Source organism: Aeromonas sp. 55A, from assembly GCF_051919665.1.
Lineage (GTDB): Bacteria > Pseudomonadota > Gammaproteobacteria > Enterobacterales > Aeromonadaceae > Aeromonas > Aeromonas veronii.
In genome coordinates this window covers 4,129,378-4,154,811 of sequence record NZ_JBQBEH010000008.1, presented here as the reverse complement: position 1 = coordinate 4,154,811, position 25,434 = coordinate 4,129,378, and the positions used below count along the sequence as shown (strand labels likewise).

The window sequence follows — 25,434 nt, the reverse complement described above, 5'->3', positions numbered from 1 at the left end:
AGTCAGACCGGGTCCTCTTCCTGAAAGCGCACCCCGATCTTGCTCGGCACGCTCTCGTCCATTTCGGCCACGGTCCAGATCAGGCCCTGCCATTCGATGTTGTCACCGACCACCAGATTATCGCCCAACTGACTGGCAATAAAATCGCCCAGTGTCTGATCCGCCACCTCGCTCACATCCAGCCCGTAAAGAGGGGCGAGATCCACCAGCCGTGCCGCCGCTTCCAGCAGGAAGTCACCGAAGAAGCGGGGGCCGAGATCTTGCTCCGGTGCCTGACTAAAGAGCTGACCGAGGGCGGGGAGGTCACGTTCGTGACCGATGACGCAGAGGATGTCATCGGCCTGCAGACAGGTACTGCCTGAGGGGTGGAGCAGCTCGCGGCCACGAAACAGGGCGCAGATCCGGGTGCCGGCGGGCATCTGCAGATCCCGCAGTGGCGAGCCGATGCACCACTTCTCCTCCCCCAGCTGGTAGACGAAGGTCTCCCACTGGCTGTCGAGATCGATCTCGAGCCCCGAGCGGTTGATGGGCGACGGTGGTGCTGGTACCTCCACCCGCGCCAGTTTTGAGGCCAGCGGTAGCGAGCTGCCCTGCAAAATCAGCGAAACCAGCACCACGAAGAAGGCGACGTTGAAGTAGAGCTGGGCGTTGGGCAGCCCCGCCATCATGGGGAACACCGCCAGAATGATGGGCACGGCGCCGCGCAGGCCGACCCAGGAGATAAACCAGCGCTCGCGGGGGGCGAAGTTCTTGAACGGCAGCAGCCCGATCCAGACCGACACCGGGCGGGCAAACAGGATCATCCACATCGCCAGCGCCAGCGCGGGCAGGGCGATGGGCAGCAGCTTGTGGGGTGAGGCGAGCAGCCCCAGCACCAGAAACATGCCGATTTGGCTGAGCCAGGTCAGACCGTCCAGCACCGACAATGTGGTGCTGCGGCTGCGCAGGGCGAGGTTGCCGAGCAACAGACCGGTGAGATAGATGGCGAGAATGCCGCTGCCACCGACCGCCGTGGTGAGGGCGAAGATCAGCAGGCCGCCGCTGACGGTGAGCAGCGGATAGAGCCCCGGCGCCAGGCGGGCGGTGTTGATGAGGCGCCACAGCAGCCAGCCGCCGCCAAGGCCGATCCCGGCGCCAAGACCGAACTGCTTGACCAGTTGCAGCAGCAGGAAGCCCCCATCCAGCCCTTGCTGGGCGGTGGCGAGCACCTCGATGAGGGTGACGGTAAGAAACACTGCCATGGGGTCGTTGCTGCCTGACTCGATCTCCAGAGTGGCGCTCACCCGCTCGTTGAGACTGCGTCCGCCAAGCAGGGAGAAGACCGCCGCCGCATCGGTGGAGCCGACGATGGCGCCGATCAGCATCCCCTGCATCAGGTTGAGGTCAAACAGCCAGGCGGCGGCGAGCCCCGTCAGGCCGGTGGTGATGGCCACACCGACCGTCGCCAGCGACAGGGCAGGCCAGAGCGCCACCCGGAACGATGAGACCCGGGTGCGCATGCCGCCGTCGAGCAGAATGATGGCGAGCGCCAGGTTGCCCACCAGATAGGCGATGGAGTAGTCAGCGAAGTGGATGCCACCGGGGCCATCTTCACCGGCCAGCATGCCGACGGCGAGGAAGATAACCAGAATGGGAATACCGAGGCGGGAAGAGAGGGCGCTCAACAGTACGCTGGCTCCCACCAACAGGGCAGCGACAAAAAAGAAACTGTTGATGGTAGCGGCATCCAAGGGCGAACTCCTTCCTGGTAATGTGCAAAGTAGGCACATTATATGCAGTTAGGCCCCCCTTGTGTGGCTTATTTGTGCATCAATTTGCACTTTCTTACATTTTTCATCCCTTTTTTCAGCATGGCCGCGCCATATTCTGACTGTGAAGGGGTTAACGAAAGCGGAGTCAAAGGAGCGTCGATTTAAGGATGCGCAGGGAGGAGAGGGCGGGGAAAAGCGAAACGGCACAGCAGAGGGAGAGGGGAGCACAAGGGCGCTCCCCACGGGATGGGGCGGGATTCAGTCGTCCTCGTCATCCTTCACTTCGCGGATCTTGTCCTTGTAGTTGGGCAACTGCTTCTCCAGCCGTTTCATGTCTTTGATGGCATTGAGAAACAGCCCGAGCAGGAACAGCAGCGGCAACCCTATCCACAGCCAGAGATTCATGGGATTTTCCTTTCGTCAGGACAGGTGGTGACATAACGGGCCAAAATTTCATCAAGGTTGGCCAATATGGTCGACTTGCCTTCAATATCCGCCTGTTGCAGACAAAGCGCCAGTGCCGCCGGATCGAGCCGCTGCTCGTCGGACTCCAGCGAGAAGCTGATATGCCAGGGCTCGTAGGCGACCCCGCTCTGTGCCCCGACCGGTTTGGCATAAGGGAGGAAGAAGCCGAAGTCGCTCATATGGTCGCTGAGCCACTCGCTGAGATCCGCAAACCAGCCCCCGGCTTCATACTCCCAGGGCTCCAGTGCCAGTTTGGTATCGGCAGGCAAACAGTCCGGGTCGTAGATGTCGAGATCGGTCCCCCAGTGGTGACGACTGGTGCCGGGCAGGGCGCTCCAGCGCAAAATGGCGTGCAGCCGCTCTGTCTCGCAGAGTTGCAGGGCATCGATGGGCTGGCTGTTGGCATCGAGCAGCGGCCGCTCGCCGCGCCACTTGCCATTCCAGATGGCGAGCTGGCGCTCGAAGCTGCGCCAGCTGGAGGCCGCCTGCAGGTTGAACCCCTCATAGGCGGCTGCCACCTGCATGTCGTTGAAGGCCGCGGCGGTGGCGGCAGTCAGACGATGGGGGCCGCGCCCCACCAGAATAAGGTGGCTCTCGTCGAGCCCCAGTAGTTGTTCCTGCGTCATGCCAGCAATCTCTCGAGCACCCCTTGATACATGTCCGCCAGCAGATCCAGATCGTCCGCCTTCACGCACTCGTTCACCTTGTGAATAGTGGCGTTGACGGGGCCAAGCTCAATCACCTCGGCGCCAGTGGGGGCGATAAAGCGCCCGTCGGAGGTGCCGCCGGTGGTGAGCAGGGCCGGTCGCTGACCGTTCACCGCCTCGATGGCCGCCACGGCGGCATCGAGCAGCGCGCCGGTGTCGGTGAGGAATGGCTGGCCGGAGAGGGTCCAGTTCAGCTGATAATCGAGGCCATGTTTATCCAGCAGCGCTTCGACCCGCTCGCGGATATCCAGGTCGGTCAGTTCGGTGCTGAAGCGGAAGTTGAACTGCACCTTCAGCTCGCCCGGAATGACGTTGGAGGCGCCGGTGCCGGCCGAGATGTTGGCGATCTGGAAGCTGGTGGGGGGGAAGTAGGCGTTGCCCTCATCCCACACGGTGGCGGCAAGTTCGGCCAGCGCTGGCGCGGCTTTGTGAATGGGGTTGTCCGCCAGATGGGGATAGGCCACATGGCCCTGCACCCCGCGCACCAGCAGATCGCCGGTGATGGAGCCGCGGCGGCCGTTCTTCACCACATCCCCGACCACGGCGGTGGAGGAGGGCTCGCCGACGATGCACCAGCGGATCTTCTCGTTGCGGGCCTCCAGGGTGTCGATCACCCGGGTGGTGCCATTGATAAAGGGCCCCTCTTCATCGGAGGTGATCAGAAAGGCGATGGACCCGGTGTGATCCGGATGCTCGGCCACGAAGCGCTCTACCGCCACCACCATGGAAGCCAGCGAGCCTTTCATGTCGGCGGCGCCACGGCCGTAGAGCACACCATCCTTGATGGTCGGCTCGAACGGCGGGGTGTGCCATTTGTCCAGCGGCCCGGCGGGTACCACGTCGGTGTGGCCAGCGAAGCAGAACAGTGGCCCCTCGCTGCCACGGCGGGCCCAGAGGTTGGTGGTGTCCTCAAACACCATGGGCTCGATAACGAACCCGATCCTGGCGAGGCGCTCCGCCATAAGGGTCTGGCACCCTTCATCGAGGGGGGTAACGGAGGGGCGGCGGATCAGATCCTTGGCCAGTGCGATGACATCCGACATCAGTTGTCCTTAGTTGTCCTTAACGGGAGAAGAGGGATTGGTAGTGATCAGCCTTGAAACCCAGGGTCAGTTCGCCGTCACGGTCGAGCAGCGGGCGCTTGATCATGGCCGGATGTTCCAGCAGCAGGGCGCGCGCCTTGGCGGTGTCGAGCCCCTGTTTGGCCTCATCCGGCAGGGCGCGGAAGGTGGTGCCGCGGCTGTTGAGCAGGGCTTCCCAGCCGAGTTTTGCCAGCCAGCTGTCCAGATCGTCCGGGTTCAGGCCGTCGGCGCGGTGGTCGTGAAAGCGGTAGTCGATACCGGCCTCATCCAGCCACTTGCGGGCTTTCTTGATGGTGTCGCAGTTCTTGATGCCATAGAGGGTGATGGCCATGGGGAGTCCTTCTCTTGTGGGCGCTGGCCGTGGGCCGCGTCCCGAAAATCCGAATCAACGCAGTGCAAGGGCCCGATTCTGGCATTGTGGCAATCCCATGGCAACGCCGATGGTCCGGCTCGCGGGTTTTACCGGAACTGGTCACACTTGAACGGCGATTTTGAGCACAAGGTCAGAAGCAGTGGGGCGGGCGTGCCCAATGGGGCGGCTATTGCGGGAGAAGATCGACTATTGCAGGAGAAAAAGAGAAGGGGGCAAACGCCAGATAGCCAAAACGCGCCAGCGGGCGCGTTTTGGTCGGCATTATCAAGCACCTCAATCAGTGCAGGGTGGTCCACTCATGGTCAAAGACCCGGGCCCGTTCCCAGGGTGCATCAGGCAGGCTGGAAGAGAGGCCAGTGTATTTGCCCACGTCGTCCACCACGATGGCGGAGAGGATCGGCAGGTTGTTTTCGGTGCAGTACATGCGGATGCGTTGCAGCAGGGTGCGCAGTTCATCCTGGCACTGCTCCAGCCCGGCCTGCTTGGCCAGTTTGGAGTAACGAATGGTAGTGCGTTCCTTTGCAGACTCGACGAGGATGTCCCACAGCTTGTAGTCGCAGGTCGAAGCACCTGCGGTGGCTTGGCTTGTCATAACTCTCTCCGGCGCGAAATGGTCGCTATATGTCGAAGCGCATCTTCGCCAGTTCGGCGCCGTCATATGTTGATCCAACGCAAAAAAGAGGGGAGTCGCGTCACACAATTCCCGGATATGGGGTGATAAAGGTTTTCCGGCAGTTGAAATAACGAAAAATTGTTACATGGCCGACATATTATGCTAATGAATCACGGTGACGGCACCTTTATTGATAGGGATCAAAGGCAAACAGTGGTCAGATCACTAGATTTCGCTATTCGATAAATTTATCAGGAGTGAATATTGGAACTTTTATTCGTCTTGCTCGTTCTGGTCGCCGTGGTCTACGGCATTATCAAGGATTACAACCCGCAGGCGGTGCTGGCGCTGGCGGGCATGGCCATTTTTGCAGTGGCCTACTGGCTGGGGCTGCACCCTATTCTCCCCGCTGACAAGAGCACCGGTTTCGCCCTGTTCGACCTGTTCGAAGTGTTCAAGGGGATCTTCTCCTACCGCGCGGCGGGCCTCGGCCTCACCATCATGGCGGTGGCGGGTTTTGCCACTTACATGTCCCATATCGGGGCCTCCCAGGCGCTGGTGCGGGTGGCGGTCAAGCCGGTGGCGGGCATCCAGTCAAGCTACCTGATGCTCTCTATCTGTTATCTGGTGGCGGTATTCGTCTCCCTGTTCGTCACCTCCGCCACCGGCCTTGGCCTGCTGTTGATGGTCACCATGTATCCGGTGATGCGCAATCTCGGCATCAGCCCGGCCTCCGCCTGTGGTGTCATCGCCACCTCCCAGGCGTTTGAAATTGGCCCGACCCAGACCAACGCCATCTTCTCCGCCGGTCAATCCGGCATGGATCCGACCAGCTATTTTGTTGACTACCAGATCTGGCTGGTGGCCCCCATGCTGCTGGTGACCATGGTGCTGCACTTCTTCTGGCAGCGTCACTGCGATCGCAAGGATGGCTGGGATCCTGCGCTCCATCGTGGCGATCACGCCGAGCTGGACGAGCAGGGCACCGAGAGCGTGCAGGCGCCCACCTGGTATGCCCTGTTGCCGATCATCCCCTTCGTGCTGATGATGACCTTCTCCAAGCTGCTGGTGAGCGACATCAAGATGAGCGTGGAGGTGGCCATGCTGCTGTCGGTCTTTATCGGCATGCTGTGCGAGCTGCTGCGTAGCCGCTCGGTGCGTACCGCGTTTGCCGGGCTGTCGAGCTTCCTCGATGGCATGGGCAAGGTGTTTGGCCCCGTGGTGGCGCTCATCGTCTGTGCCGAGCTGTTTGCCGAATCCCTCAAGGCCATCGGTGCCATCGATACCCTGCTGCACTCTGCCAGCAATGCCGGTATCGGCAGCGGTCTGATGACCCTGGTGATGGTGGCGCTGATCATGGTGGCGGCGGTCATCATGGGCTCCGGCAACGCGGCGTTCCTCAGCTTCTCGACCCTGGCACCGGCGGTGGCGGCCAAGTTTGGCGTACCTGCGGTGACCATGCTGCTGCCGATGCAGCTCGCTTCCAGTATCGGCCGCACCGTCTCTCCCATCGCAGCGGTACTGATCGCCTGTGCGGGGATTGCCAAGGTATCGCCCTTTACCGTGGTCAAGCGCACCAGCGTGCCGATGGCGGGGGCGCTGGTGACGGCGCTGACCCTAAATTATCTGCTGTTTATGTAAGCGGGTGGCGGACGGCCACGAGCTGTCCGCCCCTTTCACTCGGCTGTCGGACGGGAGGCCTGCCCTCCCGTCCCAGGAGATGACAATGACAGACTCTCGCAACGCTTTTTCTCTGGATGCCTACCTGGCAGATCTGGCCCCGCTCATCAACCTCGATTGCGGTACTCGCACCCCGGCCGGGGTAGCGAAAGTGGCCGACATCATGACCGAGAAATATGAGGCCATCGGCTGGCAGGTGACTCGCCACCAGTTTGCTGCCGAGTGCGGTCCCTGCCTCGAGATCACCAATGCGCCGGGTGCCGATCACTACGACGTGATGCTGTGCGGCCACATGGATACCGTCTTCCCCGAGGGGACGGCGGCCAAGCGCCCGCTGAAAATCGAAGGCAATCAAGCCTTTGGCCCCGGCGTTTCGGACATGAAGAGCGGCCTGCTCTCTATCTGGTATGCCCTCAAAGAGATGGATCCGGCGCAGTTGGCCAAGCTCAAGGTGCTGGTCTGCTACAACTGCGACGAAGAGATTGGCTCTCCCTGGTCCAAGGATTGGCTGGTGGAGAAGGCCAAACAGAGCGGCTGCGTGCTGGTGGCCGAGGCAGCCCGTCCCAACGGGGATCTCATCAGCGCCCGCAAGGGCAATGCCAAGTACCGCATCACCTTCCACGGCAAGGCCTCCCACGCCGGTTCGGCCCTGACCGAAGGTGTCTCTGCTATCACCGAACTCGCGCACTGGGTGCTGGCCATCAACGAGCAGGTCAACATGACCACGGGCACCACCATGAACGTCGGCGTGGTACAGGGCGGCACCGGTGTCAACGTGGTGCCGGACTTTGCAGAGGCGATCGTCGATCTGCGCTTCTGGAGCAACGAAGAGGCCGCTGCGGTACACGATCGGCTCACCTTTATGGCCAACAACCCCTTCCTCGCGGGCTGCCGGGTCGAGGTGGATCGCCAGACCTTCAAGCCAGCGATGCGCCCGAGCGGTGATACCGAGGCGCTGATGGCGCTGGTGGAGGCGGCAGCCAAAGAGGAGGGGATCCCCTTCAACTGGCTGGAGGCCGGTGGCGGCTCGGATGCCAATTTCACCGCCGCCGCAGGTGTGCCGTCCCTCGATGGTTTCGGCCCCATGGGGGGCGGCTTCCACTCGGAGGCGGAGTTCCTGCTGCTGGAGAGCATCGAGCCGCGCATCCGCCTGCTGCAGCGGGTGCTGGGCAAGCTGGCAAAATAAGCCGGTCTATCCCTTGTTCGGGTCGTCATGGCCCGCTCAAAACTGGTCCGCTCAAATCCAAACGGGAGGCTGTTGCCTCCCGTTTTTTTATCTCGATTTTTCGCGCGCTAAGTGAGTTGGCTGCTTGCTTGCGGCCGTTACCCCTGCGGTTCGGCCAGATAGGCCAGGTGATCCTGCCGCGCCACCAGCCAGTCATCGAGGCGCAGCGGGGCGGCAAAGCCCGGGCCGTCGGTCACCATGGTGTGGTACTCCCCCTGCTCGCCGCAGGCATCGAAGCCCTCGCGCTCTGCCAGTTGTTGTAGCTCGCAGAGGGTGGCGGCATCGAGGGTGCGTCCAGTCCACTCGGGAGCCAGCACCCGGGTATCGACGCAGGAGAGGTGGGCGACGATGCCGCGGGCCAGCAGATCCGCCAGCAAGGCTTGACGAGATTGCTGCCAGAGCGGGGTGTGGACGGTGAGCCCCAGCGGCTGGCAGCGTTCGCGGATCCAGTTTGGTGCGCCCCCCACGCTGTCGATATCGCCGGTGACTACGCCATCGAGTTGCCACTCCTCCTTGAGCCGTGCCAGTGCCCGCTCATAACCGAGAGCGAACGGCGCTTCTATGGTGACCAGCAGATGGGGCAGCCCGAGGGCTTCCGCCTGACGGCGCACCAGCGGCAAGGGGTGAGCGAGAAATCGGGGCTCTGGCGGCGCAAAGGTGGCCAGTGCCACCACCTGATGGCCCGCTTGACGGGCATGACAGAGGGCCAGCATGGCATCTTTGCCACCGCTCCAGAGCAGGATGACGCGAGACATGGATGAGATTCCGGTGGTGAACGAGGGGGCATGCTACCCAGCGGCGGGGGCAGAGGTAAAGGTATTGTGTCCGGAAATGGCGGCGGGGAAGTGGTTGAGGTAACGGAGCGGGGAAAAAGCAGGCCCCCGAAGCGGGGGCCTGTATTGCAATAGCGTGGTAAACGCCGCTGCGATTAGAGCAGGATGCTGGTGAGGATAAAGCCCAGCGAGCAGGAGGTCACCACCCCGATCAGCCCCGGAATGATGAAGCTGTGGTTGATGATGAACTTGCCGATGCGGGTGGTGCCGGAGCGGTCGAAACCGATACAGGCCAGATCGCTCGGGTAGGTCGGCAGCACGAAGTAGCCGTAGCTCGCCGGCAGGAAGGCGATCAGCAGCTTTGGCTCCACACCCAGCGCCAGACCCATGGGGGCGATGGCGGTGAGGGCGGCGGCCTGGCTGTTTACCAGCTTGGAGATGAGGAACAGCACCAGAGCGTAGGTCCAGGGCTGGGCCTGTACCACATGGGCCAGAGTCTCTTTGAGCAGCGGCATGTGAGCCTGGAAGAAGGTCTCACTCATCCATGCCACCCCGAATACGGAGAAGATGGCGACCATGCCCGCCTTGAAGACGGCACCGTTGGCGATCTCGCCCGGCTTGACCTTGCAGCGCATCAGGATGATGGCACCGGCGATCAGCATCATCATCTGGATCACCAGGTTCATGGAGAGCGGGCCGGTCTTGTCCTTGATGGTGAACACCGGACGCAGACCTTCGTTGGCGCCGAGCAATACCACGGCAGCGATGGCGGCGAAGAAGATCCAGGTAGACCAGTAGGCCTCTTTCGGGAACTTGGTGTTGAGCAGGGTCTCGCCACCACCGTAGATGAAGGCGCGTTGCTCCGGGTCTTTGATCTTGGCCTGGAACTCTTCATCCTTGTCCAGATCCTTGCCGCGACGCAGGCTCCACAGGGCAGCCACGATGACACCGGTCAGGGAGGAGGGGATGGCGATCATCAGGATGTCGAGCAGGCCGTAAGCCTGACCGATACCGTGACCGGCCGCCAGAATGGAAACCATGGAGACCACAGCAACGGAGACCGGGGAGGCGCAGATGGCCATCTGGGAGGCAACGGAGGCCACGGCCATCGGGCGCTCGGGGCGGATGTTCTTCTGCAGCGCGATGTCAGCGATGATGGGGAACATGGTGTAGACCACGTGGCCGGTACCGCACAGGAAGGTGAGGGTCCAGGTGGTGAGCGGCGCCAGGATAGTGATGTATTGCGGGTGACGGCGCAGCAGACGCTCGGCCACTTGCATCATCAGGTTGAGGCCACCGGCAGTCTGCAGGGTGGCGGCACAGCCGATCACCGCCAGAATGGTCAGCATTACCTGAACAGGCGGTTCGCCCGGCACCAGGCCGAAGACGAAGGTCAGCAGGAAGAGACCGATACCACTGATGAGACCGAGTCCCATGCCCCCAAAGCGGGTACCCAGCAGCAAGCAGCCGAGTACCACCAAAAATTCCATCAAGATCATTCCGTTACCTCGTGTGATTCAACCCATATTGCCGCGGGTAGCCTGAACCATGAATTGTCATTGTCTGTTTTATTTAGCCCAAAAGGGTTAGTTACTATTCTGCTCCCCTGAAAAAGTGAAAAAATTGAGTTACTTCAATAACTCGATGAATTTTTGATTAAACCACTTAAAAACCACGTACTAACAAAAACATCATTTTTGTCACCAAGTGGTATCACTCGGGGCCAAGCCATCGGGTGGTCATGGTGGCAGCACAGAGTAGCAGCAGGGCTGCAGGGGAGGGGCATAAAAAGGGCTCGATTGCGGCAGAAGAGGGTGAAAAAGCCAGCGCTCAGGCTATTTTGGCCAGCAAGGGCTGACTTCGGCGGGTCTGCTCACTTGGCCGCAGGGGCTTGCTGCAGATAGCGGCGCTGATAATCCTCGCTCAGCCTGGCAATATCCAATCTGGCAATGGCCTGTGCCACCCGTTGCTGCAACGCCTGCTGGTCGGGACGAAACATGATGTGCAGGCTCTTGTGTTCGAGGATCTTCGGGTGAAATTGCAATCCGGCGCTGCTCAGCTTGCGATCATGGTTGATGAGCCAGTGAAAGACATCCCGATCGATCACCGCCAGATCGAGCCGGTCGCGCTGCAATTTGCGCAGGTTGAGCAGGTCGGAATCGACGGCGGCAGTGTTGAGGCGCTTGCTGGCCATCAGGGCATCGAATTCACGGGTGTTGACGTACCCCTCCACCACGCCGATCCGGTAGGGGGCGAGATCCGTGAGCTGCTGCCAGGGGATGGGTGGGCCTGAGCGCTGCGCCATGCCCAGCACGCTGTCGCCTACGCTGGGGGAGCTGCGCCACAAGGTCGGCAGGGTGTCGGAGAGGTAATCTGGAAAATAGCCGCTATAAGGCTGGGTCGGGTCGGCCGCCAGCCGTACCGCCCGCTGCCAGGGGTAGAAGTCGAACGTCACCTCCAGTCCCGCCTCGGCAAAGGCACGTTTGACGATATGACCGGTGAGGCCGCCATCGGGCAGGCTCTGGCTGGTGTAGGGGGGCCACTCCAGGGTGGTCAGACGAACGGGCTCGGCCCACAGTTGAACAGGCATGCAGGACAGCAATAGCGAAAGCAGCAGGCGATATCCCATAGGCGACGAGTTCCTTGTGCCGATTGATCCTGAGTATCACCCATAACGGTGACAATAAACAAGCCGACCCACAGGTCGGCTTGTGCAATGCAGTGGCAAGATGCCGCTGATCAGAACTCGGCGGTACGCGGAGTACGCGGGAACGGGATCACGTCGCGGACGTTGCCCATGCCGGTCACGTAGACCACCAGACGCTCGAAGCCCAGACCGAAGCCGGAGTGCGGGACTGTGCCGAAGCGACGCAGGTCGCGATACCACCAGTAATCTTCCTTGTTCAGGCCCATCTCGGCCAGACGGGCATCCAGCACGTCCAGACGCTCTTCACGCTGGGAACCACCGATGATCTCGCCGATGCCCGGTGCCAGTACGTCCATCGCGGCAACGGTCTTGCCGTCGTCGTTGAGGCGCATGTAGAAGGCCTTGATATCTTTCGGGTAGTTCTTCACCACCACCGGAGACTTGAAGTGCTCCTCGGCCAGATAGCGCTCATGCTCGGAGGAGAGATCGATACCCCAGGAGACCGGGAACTCGAACTTCTTGCCGCAGTTTTTCAGCACTTCGATGGCGTCGGTGTAGTCGATCTGGGCGAAGTCGGAGGAGACGAAACGCTCCAGACGGCCGATGGCATCCTTGTCCACGTGCTGGGCGAAGAACTCCAGATCGTCGCGACGCTCGGTCAGTACGGCGTTGAAGACATACTTCAGCATGGCTTCGGCCAGTGCGGCGTTATCTTCCAGATCGTTGAAGGCCACTTCCGGCTCAACCATCCAGAACTCGGCCAGGTGGCGGCTGGTGTTGGAGTTTTCAGCGCGGAAGGTCGGGCCGAAGGTGTAGACCTTGGAGAGGGCGCAGGCATAGGTTTCGGCGTTCAGCTGGCCGGATACGGTCAGGAAAGCCTCTTTGCCAAAGAAATCTTCGTTGTAGTCCACCTTGCCGGCGTCGGTGCGCGGCAGGTTTTCCATGTCCAGAGTGGAGACGCGGAACATCTCGCCGGCACCTTCGGTGTCAGAGGCGGTGATGAGCGGGGTCGCAACCCAGAGGAAACCCTCTTCGTGGAAGAAGCGGTGGATGGCTTGCGCCAGGCAGTGACGAACGCGGGTCACGGCGCCAACGATGTTGGTGCGCGGGCGCAGGTGGGCCTGTTCACGCAGGTATTCGATGCTGTGGCGCTTGGCAGCCATCGGGTAGGTGTCCGGATCTTCGACCCAACCGACTACCTTCACCTCGGTCGCCTGCAGTTCGAAAGCCTGGCCGCTGCCCTGAGAGGCGGCAACCACGCCGGTCACTTCCACGGAGCAGGCAGTGGTCAGACGCAGCACTTCATTCTCGTAATTGGCCAGGGTATTGGGGACAACTGCCTGTACCGGATGGAAACAGGAGCCATCGGAAATGGCCAAAAATGAGATCCCCGCCTTGGAATCACGGCGAGTCCGGATCCACCCTTTGACAGTTTGGGTGGTGCCGACCGGATACTTACCGGCCAGCACATCTACTACGGATGCGTGCGTCATCGAAATATTGTCTCCAGCTTGTTCTTGCAGCGCTATTTGCAACACTAGGGAGTCTGGCCCGGGCACAGATGGCCCACCATGGCAGACTAAGCCGTCAATCTTACCCGCGCGGGTTTGATAAACAAGCAAAAATGTCGGACTCTGGTGGGGTTTTCGGCATGGTTCACTCAACAAGAGTGTCACGGGCGCAGGAGAGGTGGGTGAAAGATCGGCGGCATGGGCCAGATTGGCTGACACGGGTGTTGCAGGGGCTGGTGATGCTCTGCTGGGGCGGCTTTATCGTGCTGCTCTCCCTTTACCACTATGCCCGTCCCGAAATTGCCTACGGTTTTCTGGTCTATGGCGGGATCGAGGTGCGCGATTATTGGGACCCGGCCCTTACCCCCTGGCTGGTCTACGGGCTCTGGAGCTGCTGCGCCCTGACGCTGGCGGTGTTGCTGCTGGAGCGCAAGCGCAGCCGCCGTCAGGATGACTCCCGGCATGTCAATCTGGCCATCCTGCTATTGGTGCTGATCGCCAGCTTGCTCTTCTACTACGTCGGTTAAGCGCCCGCCTCAGCGGGGCTGATCCGGCTCCTGCCTGCTGGCCTTGGTGCGCTTGCCGAGCTGGCGCTCCACACTGTCGAGCATCTGGTTGTAGGCCACCGCCACCCGGCCAATCTCGTCGCCGTCATCTCCCTCCAGCCGGTGGCCGAAGTCGTGCAGGTCGGTGGCCTCTTCCATGGAGCGGGTCAACTGGTTGAGAGGGCGCACGATCCAGGTGCGGATGACCCAGAGGGTCAGCAGCAGTCCCATCCCGAAGATGCCGGTGAGAATGAGCGCCGAGGTGAGAATATTCTGCTCGACCCGGGTAAACAGCGAATCGAGGGAGTAGTCAAAGCGCACCGCACCAAGCACGGTGTTCTCCGGCACCAGATGACAGCTGGTGCAGTCGGTGCCGCGAAAATCCTTCTTGGCCAGCAGCGGTCGGGTGACCACCAGACGGCTGTGCATGCCGTTGTGCACCACCTCCAGACTCCCTTTGCCCGCCAGAGCCAGCTCATCAAACTCATCTTTTACCTGTTCTGTCTCCCGTCCCGGCCCGAACTGTTTGCTCACCGCGTCGCCACGAACGATGCGTGCATCCTCCACATGGGCGTGGTCGAGAAATTTGCCGCGCAGGGTATCGCGGGCATCCATCTTGCCGATCAGCATCAGCATGTTGAGGCCATCAAAGTAGGCTTCGGTCTGCTCGCGGCTCTGCTCCTTGATGAGCGTCAGGATGAGATCGCGCTCGCGCACCGCCTGATAGGCTGCGGAGAAGACCAGTACCATGGAGAAGATGAAGAGCAGGAAAAAGTTGATTTTGGCAGCAATGGAGAGGCGCATGAGCAGTCTTTCTTGATGGTAAAACCGCAGCAGTTTACCCCTCTTGGGGCCTCAGGTCTGGTGTTTTGCTCACATTACGGCAAGTGAAACTGCACTGAAGTGGATAAAGTTGCCCTCTTTATATATCAAATGCCGGTAGTCAAACGGGCGGCTGCGATGGCCGCCCGCTGCATGCCTTAAAACTCGCCTTCGGAAATGGCCTGACGGATGGCGCCGGTCAATACCCGCAGCTCTTCAGGGGTGATGACGAACGGGGGCATCAGGTAGACCAGCTTGCCAAAGGGGCGGATCCAGGCGCCCAGTTCGACAAATTTGCGCTGGATGCGCGCCACATCCACCCGCTCTTTCATCTCCACCACCCCGATGGCGCCGAGCACCCGCACATCCGCGACCGCCGGGTACAGGGTCAGCTCCACCAGCTCGGTACGCAGCTGATGCTCGATGGCGCGCACCCGCTCTTGCCACGGTGAGGCCAGCAGCAACTCGATGGAGGCGTTGGCCACCGCGCAGGCGAGCGGGTTGCCCATAAAAGTAGGGCCGTGCATAAAGACCCCCGCCTTGCCGTCACAGATGGTGCGGGCGACCTGCTCGGTGGTCAGGGTCGCCGAGAGGGTGAGGTAGCCGCCGGTGAGCGCCTTGCCCAGACACATGATGTCGGGGCTGATCCCCGCCCAGTCGCAGGCAAACAGCTGGCCGGTGCGGCCAAAGCCGGTGGCAATCTCGTCGGCAATCAGCAGCACGCCGAACTCGTCGCACAGGGCGCGTACCCACTGCAGATAGCGGGGGTGATAGAAGCGCATGCCGCCAGCGCCTTGCACTATGGGTTCGAGCACGATGGCGGAGATCTCTTCGTGATGATCCGCCATGAGCGTCGCCAGCTCCACCACGCACTGCTCGTCCCACTCGGCGTGGAAGCGGCAGCTGGGCGCGTCGACAAAATGGTGCTCCGGCAGGAATCCCTTGTAGAGCTCATGCATGCCGCCATCGGGATCGCAGACGCTCATGGCGCCAAAGGTGTCGCCGTGATAGCCGCTGCGCAGGGCGACAAATTTGGCTCTGGGCGTCCCCTTGGCGTGCCAGTACTGCTGGGCCATCTTGAGCGCCACTTCCACCGCTACCGAGCCGGAATCGGCCAGAAATACCCGATCAAGCCCCTTCGGAGTGATCTCCACCAGCTTGCGGCAGAGCTCGACCGCCGGGGCGTGGGTGAGGCCGCCAAACATCACGTGGGACATCTTGCCGAGCTGGGCGGTGGCGGCGGCGTCCAACTCCGGCACCTGATAGCCATGCACGCAAGCCCACCAGGAGCTCATGCCATCCACCAGTTCACGGCCGTCGCTGAGGGTGATAGTCACCCCTTTGGCGCTGGCTACTTCATAGCAGGGCAGGGGGTGAGTGAGGGAGGTATAGGGGTGCCAGATGTGGTGCAGGTCGAATTCTTGGTTGGTCATTTGTTGTTCTGTTGTCAATTGGTTTGATCTGGTCGGTGTTGACAGTCTACGCGTGCTCTCTACACTAGCCAACAATTTCAGCCACTTGGCACTGCGCATCACCTTGAGCGCGCGGGCCCGGCGGCGGGTTTTGTGGCCGTCGATCCCAAGATGGCGGGCGCAGGATCCCACTAATAACAACCGGAAGCCATGTATGAATGCTCTCACCGCGGGCGGTCACGCCCTTCGTCATGACTGGACCCTCGCCGAGGTTCAGGCCCTGTTTGCCCTGCCGTTCAACGATCTGCTGTTTCAGGCCCAGACCGTCCACCGCGCCCACTTTGACCCGAATGAAGTGCAGGTGAGTACTTTGCTCTCCATCAAGACCGGCGCCTGCCCGGAAGATTGCAAATACTGCCCCCAGAGCGCCCGTTACCACACCGGTCTTGAGGCCGAGCGGCTGATGGAGGTGGAAAAGGTGCTGGAGCGGGCCCGCGAAGCGAAGGCCAACGGCTCGTCACGCTTTTGCATGGGGGCCGCCTGGCGCAATCCCAAAGAGAAGGACATGCCCTACATCATCCGGATGATCGAGGAGGTGCGCGGGCTGGGGATGGAGACCTGCATGACGCTAGGGATGCTCACCGCCGATCAGGCGGCGCGTCTGGGGGCCGCGGGGCTCGATTACTACAACCACAACCTCGACACCTCGCCGGAGTTTTACGGCGAGATCATCTCCACCCGCACCTATCAGGATCGGCTCGATACGCTGGAGCATGTGCGCAGCGCCGGCATGAAGGTCTGCTCCGGTGGTATCGTCGGCATGGGCGAGCAGGCGAAAGATCGGGCGGGCCTGTTGATGGCGCTCGCCAATCTGCCGCGCCACCCCGAAAGTGTGCCCATCAACATGCTGGTCAAGGTAAAGGGGACGCCGCTGGAGGATCAGGAAAACCTCGATCCATTTGAATTTATCCGCACCATCGCCGTGGCGCGGATCATGATGCCCGCCTCCCATGTGCGCCTCTCCGCCGGGCGGGAGAAGATGAATGAGCAGATGCAGGCCATGTGCTTTATGGCCGGGGCCAACTCCATTTTCTATGGCTGCAAGTTGCTGACCACCCCCAACCCGGACGAGAACAGCGATATGCAGCTGTTCAAGCGACTCGGCATTCGCCCCGCTCAGCGGGCCCAGAAGCCGGATCAGGTTCAAGAAGAGGAGCTGCTGGCCGAGGTGAGCCGCCAGAGCGAACCTGCCGAAATGTTTTATGACGCCACCCGCCCCCGTGCAGGGGGCGCTCGGTCATGAACGGCCCTGCAGTAACGGGCCCCTTTGGGTTGGGCGCGGCGCTGGCCGAGCGCGAGCAGGTGGGTCTGCTGCGTCGCCGCATCGCGACCGACGGGGCGAGTGGCGGGCGGCTCAGGGTTGCGGGGCGCGACTACCTCAATTTTTCCGCCAACGACTATCTGGGGCTGGCAGATCATCCCGCCATCAAGACCGCCTTCAACGCGGGGATTGAGCGCTATGGTGCGGGCTCCGGCGCCTCGCCGCTGGTGACCGGTTATAGCCGTGCCCACCAAGAGCTTGAGGAGACCCTGGCCGAGTGGCTCGGGGTGGAGGCGGTACTGCTGTTCAATTGCGGTTTTGCCGCCAATCAGGCGGTGCTCAAAGCCCTGCTCGGCAAGGAACACCTGCTGTGGCAGGACAAACTCAACCACGCCTCTTTGCAGGAGATGGGCAGCCAGCTCCCTTGCAAGATGAAGCGTTTTGCCCACAACGATATGGCGGCCCTTGAACGGCAGCTTGAGCCCAATCGCGGACTGATTGTCTCGGAAGGGGTGTTCAGTATGGACGGGGATCAAGGCCCCTGGCGCGAGCTTGCAACGATCGCAGCCCGGAGCGGCAACTGGCTGATGATCGACGATGCCCACGGCCTCGGCGTGCTGGGGCCCGAGGGGCGCGGCACGCTGGCGGCGCAGGGGGTTGCTCCTGCCAGCGTACACATCCAGATGGGCACTTTTGGCAAGGCGCTCGGGGTTGCCGGTGCCTTTGTCGGCGGCAGTCGCGAACTGGTGGAGTATCTGGTCAACTTCGCCCGCCATTATGTCTACAGCACCCATATGCCCGCCGCGCAGGCCTGTGCGGTCAGCAAGAGTATCGAACTGGTACGTGCCGCCGATGAGGCCCGCGCCCATCTTGGCCAGCTGATCGCTCGCTTCCGGCAAGGGGCACAGGCGTTGGGTTGGCAGCTTGGGGCGAGCAACACCCCCATCCAGCCGCTGCTGGTGGGGGAGAGCGTTGCTGCTTTGCAACTGGCCGAGCGGCTGCGGGATCGCGGTGTCTGGGCTGGCGCCATTCGCCCGCCCACGGTGCCAGTCGGTACGGCCCGGCTGCGTATTACCCTGAGCGCGGCTCACCGCGAGCAGGATGTGGATCGCTTGCTCGATGCCTTGGGGGTCTGCCCTGCAGTTACAACGCTTGGGGAGGCTCACCATGACTGAGCGTTTTCAAACGGTGGACAAGGCGCAGCTTGCTCGCCGTTTCGGCGCCGCCGCTCGTCATTACGATGCCCACGCCCGCTTTCAGCAGGAGGTGGGTCAGGCGCTGCTGGAATGGATGCCAGACAGGCTGGTTGGCACTGATCTGACGGTGAGTGGGCTGGATCTGGGCTGCGGCACCGGCTTTTTCTTGCCCCAACTGGCGAACCGTTGTCACCAGCTGGTGGGGCTGGATCTCGCCCCCGGCATGCTGGCGCAGGCCGCCTTGCGTGGCAGCGGTGCTCGCCTGCTCTGCGGCGATGCGGAGCAGCTTCCTTTCGCCGATAACGCGTTCGACTGGATTTTCTCCAGTCTGGCGCTGCAGTGGTGCGAGCGTCCGGCCCAGGCTTTCGGCGAGCTGCTGCGGGTGGTCAAACCGGGCGGCCAGATCTTTTTCTCGACCCTGCTCGATGAGTCGCTCTGGCAGTTGCGAGCCGCCTGGCAGCAGCTTGATGGTCGCGCCCATGTCAATCGCTTCCTCAGCCTGCCACAATTGGAGCAGGCGCTGGCTAGCGCTGGGGTATCTGCTCCCGAGCTGCGTTGTATCACCTGGGATCTCGCCTATCTTGAATTGCCGCAGCTGTTGCGCGATCTCAAGGGGATTGGGGCCAATCAGGTCAACGACAATCAGGGGAGTGCCGCCCCGGCCGGTCTGAGTGGTCGCGCCAGATTGCAGCAGCTGGCTCAGGCGTATGAGGCGTTTCGCCAGCCCGATGGCAGGCTGGTCGCCAGTTATCGGGTGTGCCTCGGCCGTCTCAGCAAGCCTCGCTGAGCGCCAGGAATCGCAGTGTGTGCAGGGCAGTGTGCCACTCCCTGCCAAGGAGAGAACCGTATGAAATCATTCTTTATCACCGGCACCGATACCGATGTGGGCAAGACGCTGGTGGCGCGCACCCTGCTGCGCGAATTCAGCGCACAGGGAATCAAGTGCGCGGGTTACAAGCCGGTCTCGGCCGGATGTGCCCGCACCCCGGACGGGCTGCGCAACCTGGATGCCGTTCTGTTGCAGGAGGCGGCGAGTCTGCCGCTGCCCTATGAGGTGGTCAATCCGTTCGCCTATGAGCCGCCGATTGCGCCCCACATAGCCGCCAGCGAGGCGCGCCAGCCTATCACCATGCAGGGGTTGAGCGAGGGGCTACGCAAGATTGAACAGGCCGGGGCCGAACTGGCGGTAGTGGAAGGGGCAGGGGGCTGGTATCTGCCGCTCGATCGCAAGCATCTGCTGTCGGACTGGGTCAAGCAGGAGAACATGGCGGTGATCATGGTGGTGGGGGCCAAGCTGGGTTGCCTCAACCATGCGCTGCTCACCTTTGCCGCCATTCGCAATGATCAGTTGCCGGTAGCGGGGTGGGTAATTAATCGGCTCCATGGTTCCATGAGCCATTATCAGGAAAATCTGGACACCCTGAGGGGCTTGCTGCCAGCCCCCTTCCTCGGCGAAATTCCGTTTATAAACAATCCGCTTGAAGCCGATTTGCAGGGGCGTCTCGATATCTCGCCGCTACTTTGACGGCATATTCAGCGAACATTCATCGAATCTCCCTAGAATGTCGACATTAACATGATCAGGTGGGGATCCCGAGTGATCCCCGGTCATGTCCCTTATCTTCACAAGGAGTCTATATGAAGCGAATTATGCTATTCCTGGTGACCAACCTGGCCGTCATGCTGGTGCTGGGGGTGGTACTCAATATCCTGTTCTCGGTTCTGGGGATCAACAAGTCCAGCATTTCCGGGCTGTTGGTGTTCTGTGCCGTGTTCGGTTTTGGGGGTTCCTTTATCTCCTTGCTGATGTCCAAGTGGATGGCCAAGCGCAGCTATGGCGTCCAGGTCATCGAGCAACCCCGTAACGAGACCGAGCACTGGCTGGTGAGTACTGTGGCCCGTCAGGCCCGCGAAGCGGGTATCAAGATGCCGGAAGTGGGGATCTACGACTCTCCCGAGATGAACGCCTTTGCGACCGGCGCCCGCCGCGATGATTCGCTGGTGGCGGTCTCCTCCGGCCTGCTCTACAGCATGAGCCGTGACGAGGCGGAAGCTGTACTGGCCCACGAGGTTAGCCACGTGGCCAATGGCGACATGGTGACCCTGACCCTGATCCAGGGTGTAGTGAACACCTTCGTGATGTTCTTCGCCCGTATCGTGGCTGGCGTGATCAGCAACTTCTTCAGCTCCAACAACGAGGAAGAGAGCAGCAGCACCGGCGGTTTTGCTTACATGATCACCGTGTTCGTGCTGGAGATGCTGTTCGGTATTCTGGCCTCTATCATCGTCATGTGGTTCAGCCGTCAGCGTGAGTTCCGTGCCGATGCCGGTGCCGCCAAGCTGGCCGGTCGCGACAAGATGATTGCCGCCCTTGAGCGCCTCTCCCGCGGTGCCGAGCCGCAGCTGGAAGGCTCCATGATGGCCTTTGGCATCAACGGCAAGCGCTCCATGAGCGAGCTGTTCATGAGCCACCCGCCCATCGAGCAGCGTATCGCCGCCCTGCGTGGTTGATAGATACTGAATGACGTGGGATCACCCCGAATAAAAAACGGCTGCCTTCGGGCAGCCGTTTTGCTTTTCAGCGTTCTTTAAAGCTTGAAGTGTCCCATCTCCTGGCGCAGTACCCGTGACAGCTGCTTGAGCTTGGCCGCCTCTTGGGACACGTGGCGGGCGGCATCCCCCGATTGCTCGGAGAGGGAGGTGATGTTGCCGACGGTAGAGACCACCTCGTTGGCTGCGGTGGACTGCTCGCGCAGGGTGTGGCTGATCTCCCCCATCAGGCCGGTGAGGTTGGAGGCGTGGCTCTGGATGCTGGCGATCGCCTCGCCGGTCTGGTTGGCCAGCGTGACCCCGCGAGAGACGTTGTTGACCGTGTTCTCCATGCTGCGGATGGAGGCATCGGCCCCGCTCTGGATTTTGCTGATCATCCCGGTGATCTGCTGGGTTGAGGCCGCCGAGCGACTGGCCAGATTGCGCACCTCGTCGGCCACCACCGCAAAGCCGCGACCCTGTTCACCGGCCCGCGCCGCCTCGATGGCCGCGTTGAGGGCCAGCAGGTTGGTCTGATCGGCGATGCCGCGGATCACCCCGATGATCTCCGAAATCTGCTGGGTATGGCCGTTGAGCTCGGAAATGGTGCTGGCCGCATCCCCCACTGTGGTGGAGATATTCTCGATGCTGCCGAGAGTCTCTTTAATGACCCCCGAACCCTCCTCCAGGGTATTGGCGGAGACCTTGCTCAGCTCGTCGGCATGGGTGGCGTTGTCGGAGAGGTGGCTGATGCTCACCACCAGCTCCTCGATGGCGGCGGCCATGGTCTGGGTGCTGGTTTGCTGATCGGTGGCAAACTGGGCGGTCTGCTCGGCAATTTGGGCGATGCTGTCGGCAGAGTGGGACAACTCCTCGGTGGAGTGGGAGACCTTGGCGATGATCCCCTTGAGGGTGGTCTGCATACTGCCGAGCAGACCGATCAGGCTCTCTTTCGATCCTGGCGGCACCTTGATGGGGCGCGAGAAGTCCCCTTCCGCCATCATATGGAGATCGGTCTTGAGCTGCTCGACCGAGGTGCCCACCAGATCGAGCAGGGAGCGATAGGTGCGCCAGAGGAAGAACATCAACACCAGACCGAGGGCGATAAAGAGATAGCGCAGCATGTCGGTATTGGCGATGGCGCTCTCGACTGCCTCATGGTTGCGCTGCTCCATCATCACGTAGAAGTCATCGATGGGGGACATGATGCGCCCCTTGTTCTGGTGATAGGCTTTGTCATGCATCATGGCGATGGCTTTTTGCTGGTTGGCAACCGGATCGCCATCGGTCTGCTGCACCAGCTTGAAGGCGGCGACCTCGGTGTTGACCAGCGCATCCGAGTTGTTTTTGGCCTCGTTGAGCTTGGCGAGTTCAGCATCGGTGAAACCGGCATCCTTCATCAGATCGATCAGGCCGCGGCGAACATTGCTGTCGGGGCGAGGATTCTGGCCGTTGGCCGCGACAAAATCCCAATAGATACGGTTGTAGCCATCCGGTCTCGGCTGTTCGCCGTTGCGAATGGCCAGTATCCGCATGTACTGCTGCTCGTAGGCTGGATCCTTGGTGATGACGTAGGTGCGACCGAGTCGGGTCAGGTCATCGGAGGATTGGCGCAGCTCGTCGGCCAGCAGGTAGGAGAGATATTGTTGTCGATAACTCTCTTCCAGTTGTTTACCCGCCCAGCTGTAGGCGAAAAACACCAGTGACAGCAGGATCAGGGTGATGACGGAGAGCAAGAGGTTGAGTTGAAAGGCGGGTTTGTTCTGTTCCATGGTTTGAGCGTCCTTATTCTCACCGGGTAACCCCCTTGGTCAGACGGCAAAGGCCGCTACGTCGGAGGGGTTTTGTTGTTATTGCTGTGAGTATAGAAGTCATCGTCGGCATGGTTGCGCAGGCGGGGCGAGAAAGAGACGAGAATGGAGGAACCGCGGGTCGACAGGGGGGAAAAGGTCGGCCAGGATCGGGGCCCAGCCAGCCTTTTCGTGGCTCGATCACCTTATTTGATGACGATGTCTGTGAGCGGCACGGCGCAGCAGGCAAGGATCTTGCCCTCTGCCCGCTCGGCGGCGGTGATGGCGGGGGCGTCGGGGTGATCCACCTCGCCCGAGATCAGCGTCTGTTTGCAACTGCCGCAGATGCCGGCGCGGCAGCTCCATGGCAGCTCTACACCTTGCTTGTTGGCCTGATCCAGCACTGTGCCCTGATTGTTGCCGGTAAAGGCTTGGGCGCCGATACGCAGTTGCACCGCCTGATGGGGGCGGGCCACCGAGAGAATGGCGCCGCCAAAACTCTCCTGTCTGATCCGTGCGGTCGGAACGCCGAGGGCCGCAACTTTGGCGGCAGCATCGGCCATAAAACCGTGGGGGCCACAGATAAAGACCTCTTTTTCGGCCAGCCCTTTGATCCGTTGCAGATGCTCATCATTGAGTCGTCCTTGCAGCCCCTGCCAGTGGCTATCTGGCTGGCTAAGGATCAGGGTGAGGGTCATCCCCTGCTGCGCCATGGCATGCAGTTCGCTGGCGGCGGGTATGTCCGCTTCGCTGCGGCACAGGTGCATAAAGTGAACCTCTTCCAGTTCCCCGCGTAGCGCCAGGGTGCGCGCTATCGCCAGCATGGGGGTGACGCCGGAGCCTGCGGAGAGCAACAGTAGGTTGCGCTCGGACCCTAAGTGAAACTCGCCAGCGGGGTTGGCGGCCAGCAGCCGGTCGCCCACCTGCAGTTGCTGGTGCAGCCAGTGGGAGATGCGACCCCCCTCTACCTTCTTGACGCTGATGCTGTAACGCTCCGGATGATCTGGCGTGGAGCTCAAGGTATAGCGCCGCTGGATCCGTTCATTTTTGATATCGAGACTGATGGGCAGATGCTGGCCCGGCAGGTAGTCGGGCAGGGGCTCGCCATCGGCGGCTTCGAACCAGAAGGTCTCCAGATCCCGCGCCAGCGGTTCGCGGGCCACGCAGACCAGCTCCCGCTTCTTCGGTGCGGCGGCGGGATAGACCACCGGTCTGGTGCGCTCCAGCACCTCGATCTCGCTGCCAGCCTCAATCCACCCTTCGTTCAGGGCGATCAGGTTCTGGCCGAAGTAGACCTCGCCATCCTCGCCACGGCGGTAGCGGGTGAGGGTGGCCAGCGGCTCTTTCAGGGCGTTGAAACGATCGGTGCCTGCTTCCACCGTGGTCATGATGCAGCGGCTGCAGGGCTTGACCACCTTGAATTCCACCTCACCGATGCGGATGCGCACCCAGCTGTCCTCCTCGAAGGGCTGGGTATTGTTTGCCACCAGATTGGTGCGGAACTGGCTCATCTGATGCAGCGCATCGGAGCGCAGATTGAGATCCTCAAGGGAGGCTTGGCTTATCAGCAGCAGCGGATAACCGTCGGCAAAGCTGACCCGGGTGCCGGTCTTTTCACGAAAGCGATCAGAGGTTTCACCCAGCCAGAGCAGTTGCACCGTTTCCCCTGCCACCCGGCTCAGCCACCCATCGGCTTTGGGGTCGGTGTGCAGGGCGGTGAAACGGTCGCTCCAGACTCCGGTAGCTTGCGGGGCGCGGCTGAAGTCGACCTCTTGCAGGGTGAGCGGTTCAAAGCCCGGATAGCGCAGTTGCAAGCCACCTTCGATGGGGGTGGCCACGACCTGTTGCAGCTGGGGATGGGTACGGGCGGTGATAAAGGTGCCGTCCGGTTTGACCACCATGTAGCGGCGATCCCCTGCCAGTCCCTCTTCGGTCACCCGGGCGCGAGCCAGCGGCATACCTGCAGTCGATTTGATGGGGTAGAGGTGAATGCTGTCTAGCCTGGGCATCTTCATATCCTTGTGACGCGGCGTGATCGCCTGGAAAAAGTGGAACATAACGGTTCCCCGGCGATCCGGCAATCCTTTCAAGGGGGCGGTCTATAGTTGGGAAAACAGAACAAGAGGGCATCGGGATGAAAATAAGCTGGTTGCTGGCGGGGAGCCTTTTTTGCCACGGGCTCTGGGCGCAGGAGCTGACCCTGACCACGGGAGAGTATCCCCCTTACTGCTCCGAGACGCTGAAATATCAGGGGCTGATCCCTCATGTGGTGAGCGAGGCATTCAGGAGTGAAGGGGTGAGCGTCAAGTTCCAGTTTCTTCCCTGGAAGCGGGCCTTTCGCTTGTCGGAGGAGGGAGTGGTGGATGGCACAGTCCACTGGTATGAGTCGAGCGAGCGGCGCAAAACCCATCTCTACAGCGATCCCATCCTGAGCGAGACCTACGTCTGGTTCTATCTCAAATCCGATCCGCTGGAATGGCACGGCTATCAGGATCTGGCGGATCGCAAGCTGGCTGCGGTCAGTGGCTATACCTACAATGCAGATTTTTTTGCAGCCATCGCGCAGGTGCCGCTGCAGGTGCAGTTCGTCACCCGGCTGCGCCAGAGCTTTGATCTGCTGCTCTCCGGCCGCGCCGACCTGACGCTGGAGAACATCGATGTCGGCTACTACTCCCTGCGTCAGTTCTACCCGGCCAGTACGGTCGATCTCTTTGCAACCCATTCAAAACCGGTCATGAAAGTTGAAGGTCACCTGCTGATCAGCCGCAAGCGTGCCAACGCTGACGAGCTGATCAAAACCTTCAATCGGGGGCTCGCCAAACTGAAAGCCAGCGGTCAGCTGGAGAAGATGTTACTTGAGTCACGTTCTGGTCTCTATGAACCATAAAATGCAACATTTTTTGATCCTGATTCGCTAATCAGTACAAAAAAGCGGCCATTATCGACTCAGTTCCCAGTTTCTAACGCTTTCGCTTCTTCCCCATCCGGCCAC

General features: G+C 61.3%; 23 protein-coding genes. 9 read left to right on the top strand and 14 right to left on the bottom strand.

The window, feature by feature from the left end; genetic code table 11:
• Positions 1–2: 2 nt before the first annotated feature.
• The 6 genes from ACTG2G_RS23010 to ACTG2G_RS22985 form a co-directional block, all read right to left on the bottom strand.
• Positions 3–1,730: a potassium/proton antiporter gene (locus ACTG2G_RS23010; RefSeq protein ID WP_043818568.1), complete on the bottom strand. Its 1,728-nt coding sequence runs from the start codon at positions 1,728–1,730 to the stop codon at positions 3–5.
• A 279-nt stretch (positions 1,731–2,009) separates the two neighbouring features.
• Positions 2,010–2,156, bottom strand: a complete 147-nt coding sequence (locus ACTG2G_RS23005; RefSeq protein WP_005337933.1) for a hypothetical protein — start codon at positions 2,154–2,156, stop codon at positions 2,010–2,012.
• Positions 2,153–2,842, bottom strand: a complete 690-nt coding sequence (locus ACTG2G_RS23000) for a M15 family metallopeptidase (protein ID WP_100654124.1) — start codon at positions 2,840–2,842, stop codon at positions 2,153–2,155. The genes ACTG2G_RS23005 and ACTG2G_RS23000 overlap by 4 nt, the downstream gene beginning before the upstream one ends.
• On the bottom strand, positions 2,839–3,966 hold the full coding sequence (gene dapE, locus ACTG2G_RS22995) for a succinyl-diaminopimelate desuccinylase (RefSeq protein WP_439985873.1): 1,128 nt from the start codon (positions 3,964–3,966) through the stop codon (positions 2,839–2,841). The genes ACTG2G_RS23000 and dapE overlap by 4 nt, the downstream gene beginning before the upstream one ends.
• A 19-nt stretch (positions 3,967–3,985) precedes the next feature.
• Positions 3,986–4,336 (bottom strand): ArsC family reductase, encoded by a 351-nt coding sequence (locus ACTG2G_RS22990; RefSeq protein WP_005337930.1) that lies wholly within the window; start codon positions 4,334–4,336, stop codon positions 3,986–3,988.
• Positions 4,337–4,655: 319 nt separating this feature from the next.
• The gene (locus tag ACTG2G_RS22985) at positions 4,656–4,970 is read right to left on the bottom strand and encodes a hypothetical protein (RefSeq protein WP_005337929.1); all 315 of its coding nucleotides are present in this window, start codon (positions 4,968–4,970) and stop codon (positions 4,656–4,658) included.
• A 285-nt stretch (positions 4,971–5,255) separates the two neighbouring features.
• On the opposite strand from ACTG2G_RS22985, the gene dcuC reads away from it, so the two are divergent.
• Both dcuC and ACTG2G_RS22975 read left to right on the top strand, forming a co-directional pair.
• The gene (gene dcuC / locus ACTG2G_RS22980) at positions 5,256–6,632 is read left to right on the top strand and encodes a C4-dicarboxylate transporter DcuC (protein WP_005350454.1); all 1,377 of its coding nucleotides are present in this window, start codon (positions 5,256–5,258) and stop codon (positions 6,630–6,632) included.
• A gap of 85 nt (positions 6,633–6,717) precedes the next feature.
• Positions 6,718–7,857: a M20 family metallopeptidase gene (locus ACTG2G_RS22975; protein ID WP_047437531.1), complete on the top strand. Its 1,140-nt coding sequence runs from the start codon at positions 6,718–6,720 to the stop codon at positions 7,855–7,857.
• A gap of 137 nt (positions 7,858–7,994) precedes the next feature.
• Here the strand turns inward: ACTG2G_RS22975 and ACTG2G_RS22970 are convergent, their stop codons facing one another.
• From ACTG2G_RS22970 to asnS, 4 genes are all read right to left on the bottom strand, one after another.
• Positions 7,995–8,651 carry a hypothetical protein gene (locus tag ACTG2G_RS22970; protein ID WP_047437533.1) on the bottom strand — a complete coding sequence of 219 codons (657 nt, stop codon included), beginning with the start codon at positions 8,649–8,651 and terminating at the stop codon, positions 7,995–7,997.
• A 173-nt stretch (positions 8,652–8,824) separates the two neighbouring features.
• On the bottom strand, positions 8,825–10,168 hold the full coding sequence (locus ACTG2G_RS22965) for an anaerobic C4-dicarboxylate transporter (RefSeq protein ID WP_005337916.1): 1,344 nt from the start codon (positions 10,166–10,168) through the stop codon (positions 8,825–8,827).
• A 374-nt stretch (positions 10,169–10,542) separates the two neighbouring features.
• Positions 10,543–11,298 carry a substrate-binding periplasmic protein gene (locus ACTG2G_RS22960; RefSeq protein ID WP_252656439.1) on the bottom strand — a complete coding sequence of 252 codons (756 nt, stop codon included), beginning with the start codon at positions 11,296–11,298 and terminating at the stop codon, positions 10,543–10,545.
• A gap of 110 nt (positions 11,299–11,408) precedes the next feature.
• Entirely contained in the window at positions 11,409–12,809 is a 1,401-nt protein-coding gene (asnS, locus tag ACTG2G_RS22955) for an asparagine--tRNA ligase (protein ID WP_043818544.1), read from the bottom strand.
• Positions 12,810–13,009: 200 nt separating this feature from the next.
• On the opposite strand from asnS, the gene ACTG2G_RS22950 reads away from it, so the two are divergent.
• Positions 13,010–13,354, top strand: coding sequence for a hypothetical protein (locus ACTG2G_RS22950; RefSeq protein WP_005359354.1), 345 nt, complete (start codon positions 13,010–13,012; stop codon positions 13,352–13,354).
• Positions 13,355–13,363: 9 nt separating this feature from the next.
• On the opposite strand, the gene ACTG2G_RS22945 is transcribed toward ACTG2G_RS22950, so the two are convergent.
• Both ACTG2G_RS22945 and bioA read right to left on the bottom strand, forming a co-directional pair.
• The gene (locus ACTG2G_RS22945; RefSeq protein WP_439985872.1) at positions 13,364–14,176 is read right to left on the bottom strand and encodes a HAMP domain-containing protein; all 813 of its coding nucleotides are present in this window, start codon (positions 14,174–14,176) and stop codon (positions 13,364–13,366) included.
• A 176-nt stretch (positions 14,177–14,352) separates the two neighbouring features.
• Positions 14,353–15,627 (bottom strand): adenosylmethionine--8-amino-7-oxononanoate transaminase, encoded by a 1,275-nt coding sequence (gene bioA / locus ACTG2G_RS22940; RefSeq protein WP_439985871.1) that lies wholly within the window; start codon positions 15,625–15,627, stop codon positions 14,353–14,355.
• A 193-nt stretch (positions 15,628–15,820) separates the two neighbouring features.
• On the opposite strand from bioA, the gene bioB reads away from it, so the two are divergent.
• The 5 genes from bioB (at position 15,821) to htpX (ending at position 20,634) form a co-directional block, all read left to right on the top strand.
• The gene (gene bioB / locus ACTG2G_RS22935; protein ID WP_439985870.1) at positions 15,821–16,909 is read left to right on the top strand and encodes a biotin synthase BioB; all 1,089 of its coding nucleotides are present in this window, start codon (positions 15,821–15,823) and stop codon (positions 16,907–16,909) included.
• Entirely contained in the window at positions 16,906–18,102 is a 1,197-nt protein-coding gene (gene bioF / locus ACTG2G_RS22930; RefSeq protein WP_439985869.1) for an 8-amino-7-oxononanoate synthase, read from the top strand. The genes bioB and bioF overlap by 4 nt, the downstream gene beginning before the upstream one ends.
• Positions 18,095–18,910, top strand: coding sequence for a malonyl-ACP O-methyltransferase BioC (gene bioC / locus ACTG2G_RS22925; protein ID WP_439985868.1), 816 nt, complete (start codon positions 18,095–18,097; stop codon positions 18,908–18,910). The genes bioF and bioC overlap by 8 nt, the downstream gene beginning before the upstream one ends.
• 60 nt (positions 18,911–18,970) lie before the next feature.
• Entirely contained in the window at positions 18,971–19,648 is a 678-nt protein-coding gene (gene bioD, locus ACTG2G_RS22920; protein ID WP_005337893.1) for a dethiobiotin synthase, read from the top strand.
• Between the two features lie 113 nt (positions 19,649–19,761).
• Positions 19,762–20,634 (top strand): protease HtpX, encoded by an 873-nt coding sequence (htpX, locus tag ACTG2G_RS22915; RefSeq protein WP_005337890.1) that lies wholly within the window; start codon positions 19,762–19,764, stop codon positions 20,632–20,634.
• Between the two features lie 77 nt (positions 20,635–20,711).
• Here the strand turns inward: htpX and ACTG2G_RS22910 are convergent, their stop codons facing one another.
• Entirely contained in the window at positions 20,712–22,424 is a 1,713-nt protein-coding gene (locus ACTG2G_RS22910; RefSeq protein ID WP_439985867.1) for a methyl-accepting chemotaxis protein, read from the bottom strand.
• A 224-nt stretch (positions 22,425–22,648) separates the two neighbouring features.
• Positions 22,649–24,499: a hybrid-cluster NAD(P)-dependent oxidoreductase gene (locus tag ACTG2G_RS22905; RefSeq protein ID WP_257124645.1), complete on the bottom strand. Its 1,851-nt coding sequence runs from the start codon at positions 24,497–24,499 to the stop codon at positions 22,649–22,651.
• A 77-nt stretch (positions 24,500–24,576) separates the two neighbouring features.
• Between ACTG2G_RS22905 and ACTG2G_RS22900 the strand changes: the two genes are divergently transcribed.
• Positions 24,577–25,329, top strand: coding sequence for a substrate-binding periplasmic protein (locus tag ACTG2G_RS22900; RefSeq protein WP_115544057.1), 753 nt, complete (start codon positions 24,577–24,579; stop codon positions 25,327–25,329).
• Positions 25,330–25,434 lie beyond the last annotated feature (105 nt).